Raw genomic sequence first — 511 nt, 5'->3', positions numbered from 1 at the left:
CTTACCTCCAGTCAAGTGTTTTTAATTAAATTTATGCGAAGAAATTAATTTGTTTTAGCTGGGAGGGGTACCCCTCCCAGCTAAAACAAATTTGCGCATGCCAAATAGACCTGACGAATTTTATTTTTTTCGCAAGGTCAGTTATGTTATATTTAAATCAGCTATTTACGATTTAGCTGTTGCTGTCTCGTAATCATATGGCAAATTGTGTTGGATAAGGTGAAACGTCACTTTCAGGAACTTATTCATACACGCAATAACCGCAACCTTATGGGGTTTTCCTTGAGGTTGCTTTTTTAAATAATCGTAATATTCCACTAAATGGTTGTCCGTTTTTTTCCTCAATGAAATCATCGACATTATCATGAAAAATAGGATTTTCCTCAGTTTTTTATTTCCACGCTTATTTATCCGGTCTTGATATTGTAATTTGCCTGATTGATAAGTTTGTACATCTATGCCCACATAGGCATTCAACTGTTTATTATTTTTGAAACGACGGATATCTCCT

At 34.6% G+C, this 511-nt stretch carries 1 protein-coding gene; it reads right to left on the bottom strand.

Annotation, left to right across the window (positions count from 1 at the left end; all coding sequences use genetic code 11):
* Positions 1–165: 165 nt before the first annotated feature.
* A partial coding sequence (locus ACTHOQ_RS18920) for a transposase (protein WP_440497744.1) occupies positions 166–511 on the bottom strand: 346 nt, incomplete at its 5' end.

Origin of the sequence: Solibacillus silvestris, from assembly GCF_051967575.1 — a bacterium.
In the GTDB taxonomy this organism is placed as follows: domain Bacteria; phylum Bacillota; class Bacilli; order Bacillales_A; family Planococcaceae; genus Solibacillus; species Solibacillus silvestris_B.
The sequence above is the reverse complement of the archived record's forward strand: the minus strand, read 5'-3'. Positions and strand labels throughout refer to the sequence as shown.